We start from the raw sequence: 4,150 nt of genomic DNA, 5'->3' as shown, positions 1-4,150 counted from the left end.
GCAACGCCATAATAATGGCCCACAATTATCAGCCTCCCGAGGTGCAGGACATAGCGGACTTCCTCGGCGACAGCCTTGAGCTCGCGAGGAAAGCGGTGAGCGTTGACGCCGACGTCATAGTCTTTGCAGGAGTTGACTTCATGGCGGAGACCGCTAAAATCCTCAACCCTGAAAAGACGGTTCTTCTGCCAACGAGGGGAGCAACATGCGCGATGGCCAACATGCTCAGACCGGAGCACATAATCGAGGCGAAGAGGAAATACCCCGACGCTCCGGTAGTGCTCTACGTCAACAGTTCCGCCGAGACAAAGGCCCTCGCCGACGTTACCGTTACATCAGCCAACGCCGTCAGAGTTGTTGAGAAGCTCGACTCTGAGGTTATAATTTTCGGACCGGACAAGAATCTCGCCTACTACGTGGCAAAGCAGACCGGGAAGAGGGTAATCCCCGTTCCAGAATACGGGCACTGCTACGTCCACAGGAAGTTCACCCTTAATGACGTTGAGCGCGCTAAGAGGCTCTACCCCAACGCCAAGCTCATGGTTCATCCGGAATGCGAGCCGGAAGTCCAGGAGAGGGCTGATATAATCGTCTCGACCGGCGGGATGATCAAAAGGGCCCCCGAGTGGGACGAGTGGGTCGTCTTCACCGAGAGGGAGATGGTCTATAGATTGAGCAAGCTCTACCCGAATATCAAGTTCCATCCCGCGAGGGAAGATGCCACCTGCATAGGCATGAAGGCGATAACACTGAACCACATCTACGAATCCCTTAAGGACATGAAGTACGCCGTCGAGGTTCCGGAGGGGATAGCCGAGAAGGCGAGAAAGGCGATAGAGAAAATGCTGGAGATGAGCTGAGATGGTTCCGCTTGAGTACCTGCTCAGGTTCATTGAGGAAGACGCCCCCTTCGGCGACGTGACGAGTGAAGCCATTATCCCGGCGGGAACCGGGGCAAGGGCGGTTATCATAGCGAAGCAGGATGGGGTTGTAGCGGGTGTTGAAGAAGCTAAAGCCCTCTTCGAGCACTTCGGCGTTAGGGTTGAAGTCAGAAAAAGGGACGGCGAGGAAGTTAGGGAGGGCGATACAATAGTTGAACTCGAAGGGGATGCCCGCTCGATACTCCTCGTCGAGAGGACGGCTTTAAACATAATGGGCAGGATGAGTGGCATTGCCACCGAGGTGAAGAAACTGGCAGGGAAGGTTAAGGCCGTCAATCCAAAGGTTCGCGTTGCCGGGACAAGGAAGAGCCTCCTCAAACCCCTCGACAAAAAAGCGATTCTCATCGGGGGCGGCGAGCCACACCGCTTCTCGCTGAGCGACGCTATACTCATAAAGGACAACCATCTCGCTCTCGTTCCTCTGGAGGAGGCGATAAGGCGCGCGAGGGCTTTCAGCGTTTACAAGGTCGTCGAGGTTGAGGTGGAGAGCCTTGAGGATGCAGTCAAAGCTGCTAAAGCTGGTGCTGACGTTGTCATGCTCGACAACATGTCGCCGGAGGAGATAGCGGGGACGATAGAAGCATTAAGGCGCGAAGGGCTCAGGGATAGGGTCAAAATCGAGGTCTCGGGAGGGATAACGCCCGAAAACATAGTCGAGTACGCGAAGCTCGATGTTGACGTCATAAGCCTCGGCTATCTAACCCACTCCGTTAAAAACTTCGACGTGAGCCTTGAAATAACTGGGAAGTTGTGAGGCCCTTCGGTTTCCGCAGGTTTCTTCGAACTTTTTTCACGCCAACCTCGATGTAGTGGTGGCAAGGCTTATAATCAACAGGTACCTTCATCTAACTGAAAGGAGGTGGTGTTGATGAACAAGCTCGCCATTATCGAGGCCAAGGGAACCGAGAGACTGAAGCGTGGCTTCGCCAAGATGGTTAAGGGTGGCGTCATAATGGATGTCACCAACGCCGAGCAGGCGAAGGTGGCTGAAGAAGCGGGGGCAGTCTCAGTTATGGCCCTCCACCGGGTTCCAGCGGATATTAGAAAGGCCGGTGGAGTTGCAAGGATGGCTCCAATAGAGAAGATTCAGGAGATAATGGACGCGGTGACGATTCCGGTGATGGCCAAGGTCAGGATAGGCCACGTTGCGGAGGCAAAAATCCTCGAAGCCCTTGGTGTTGACATGATAGACGAGAGCGAGGTTCTCACTCCGTCAGACCCATACTTCCACATAGACAAGCGCGAGTTCAAGGTTCCTTTCGTCTGCGGTGCTAGGAACCTCGGTGAAGCCGTGAGAAGAATCTGGGAAGGCGCGGCTATGATAAGGACGAAGGGCGAGGCCGGAACGGGCAACATAGTTGAAGCGGTGAGGCACGTCCGCCTCGTCGCGGAAGGCATAAGGCAGATACAGGCCATGACGGACGAGCAGGTTTACGGAGTCGCCGAGAAGTTCGCTGAACCTTACATCAGGCTCGCCCTTGACGTCAAGGAGATAGCCGGCCTTCCGAGGAACGTCCTTGAGAACGAGCCCGTCTACGGCCACTACACCTATCGCGACATAGTTGATGACCTGTACAAGATCCTCCTTGAGATAAAGAAGCTCGGCCGCCTTCCCGTCGTCAACTTCGCAGCCGGTGGCGTTGCCACCCCAGCGGATGCGGCTTTGATGATGCAGATGGGCATGGATGGAGTATTCGTCGGTTCCGGAATCTTCAAGAGCTCCGACCCGCCAAAGATGGCGAGGGCAATAGTTGAAGCTGTGAACCACTGGGACGAGCCTGACGTTCTAGTGGAGATAAGTAGGGACATTGGCGAACCCATGCATGGACAGGACATCGAGGAGCTCGAGGTTCGCCTTGAGGAGAGGGGCGTCTGACCCCCTTTTCTGTTTAACCTGAGGTGGTCAAAATGGTCAAGGTAGGTGTCATTGGCCTCCAGGGCGACGTCAGCGAGCACATAGAGGCATCCAAGAAAGCCCTAGAAAACCTTGGCGTTTCAGGCGAGGTGGTCTGGCTCAGAAAGCCGGAGCAGCTCGAAGGCATCTCCGCGATAATAATCCCCGGCGGAGAGAGTACCACGATTTCAAGGCTCATGGTGAAGAATGGCCTCCTTGAGCCAGTCAAAAAGCTCGGCGAGGAAGGATTGCCGATAATGGGTACCTGCGCGGGATTGATAATGCTCTCGAAGGAGGTAATAGGCGCAACTCCCGAGCAGAAGTTTCTTGAGCTCCTCGACGTTCGCGTTAATAGAAACGCCTACGGCAGACAAGTGGACAGCTTTGAGGCACCGGTGAAGTTGGCTTTCAGCGACGAGCCCTTCATAGGGGTCTTCATCCGCGCCCCGAGGATAGTCGAGCTTTTGAGTAACAGGGTAAAGCCGATAGCGTGGCTTGGCGACAGGATCGTCGGCGTTGAGCAGGACAACCTGATGGGCCTTGAGTTCCACCCCGAGCTGACAGATGATACAAGGGTTCACGAGTACTTTTTGAGGAAGGCGATTTGATAACATTTTTATGCAAAACTTTCCCCGGAAGACTTTTATTTTTGCTTTTTCTATGTCAATCGGTGGTTGGATGGGCGAACTCAGAAAGGTTGTCTGCCCCTACTGTGGCTTTGGATGCAACCTTCTCATAGACCCAAAGACCCTGAGGGTAAAACCATATCGTGGAGAACCGAACAGGGGAAAGCTCTGTCCCAAGGGCCTCCACGCGACCGAGTTCGTTACCTCAAGGGACAGGCTCAAGAGGCCCCTGAAGAAGGTCGGCTCTGCGATGGTTCCGGTGAGCTGGGGCGTTGCCATAGAGGAGATAGCGAACAGGCTCCTTGAGATCAGAGAGCTCTACGGGCCCGATGCCGTGGCCTTTCTGGCATCTTCCAAGGTCAGCAACGAGGAGAACTACCTCCTCCAGAAGATTGCCCGCCTCTTCGGCACGAACAACATCGACAACTGCGCTCGCTTATGCCATGAAGCTTCTGTTCATGCTCTCAAGCTTACCGTAGGAACTGGCGCTCAAACGAACCCCTACGAGGATTTGGAGAGCTTTAACGCGATACTCATCTGGGGCTACAACCCTGCCGAGACCCATCCGGTCGTCATGGACTACATCCTGAAGGCAAAGAGGAGAGGAGCGAAGATAATCGTTGTCGACGTCAGGGAAACGAGGACGATGACCTTTGCCGACTACAAGCTTGTAATCAGGCCCGGAACAG

Annotated in this window: 5 protein-coding genes; all 5 read left to right on the top strand. The window is 54.7% G+C overall.

Annotated elements, in window-relative coordinates; genetic code table 11:
* On the top strand, nt 1-860 hold an 860-nt coding region (nadA, locus tag MVC73_RS04030; protein ID WP_297507198.1), incomplete at its 5' end, for a quinolinate synthase NadA.
* A gap of 1 nt (nt 861) precedes the next feature.
* Nucleotides 862-1,695 (top strand): carboxylating nicotinate-nucleotide diphosphorylase, encoded by an 834-nt coding sequence (gene nadC / locus MVC73_RS04025; protein ID WP_297507195.1) that lies wholly within the window; start codon nt 862-864, stop codon nt 1,693-1,695.
* Nucleotides 1,696-1,809: 114 nt separating this feature from the next.
* A complete protein-coding gene (gene pdxS / locus MVC73_RS04020; protein ID WP_297507192.1) occupies nt 1,810-2,817 on the top strand; it encodes a pyridoxal 5'-phosphate synthase lyase subunit PdxS in 1,008 nt (335 codons plus the stop codon).
* 32 nt (nt 2,818-2,849) lie between these two features.
* Entirely contained in the window at nt 2,850-3,443 is a 594-nt protein-coding gene (gene pdxT, locus MVC73_RS04015) for a pyridoxal 5'-phosphate synthase glutaminase subunit PdxT (RefSeq protein WP_297507189.1), read from the top strand.
* Nucleotides 3,444-3,513: 70 nt separating this feature from the next.
* Nucleotides 3,514-4,150, top strand: a 637-nt coding sequence (locus MVC73_RS04010) for a molybdopterin-dependent oxidoreductase (protein WP_297507187.1), incomplete at its 3' end; no start/stop codon positions are given.

Source organism: Thermococcus sp. (assembly GCF_027052235.1).
In the GTDB taxonomy this organism is placed as follows: Archaea; Methanobacteriota_B; Thermococci; order Thermococcales; family Thermococcaceae; genus Thermococcus.
This window is presented reverse-complemented; position numbering and strand designations above follow the sequence as displayed.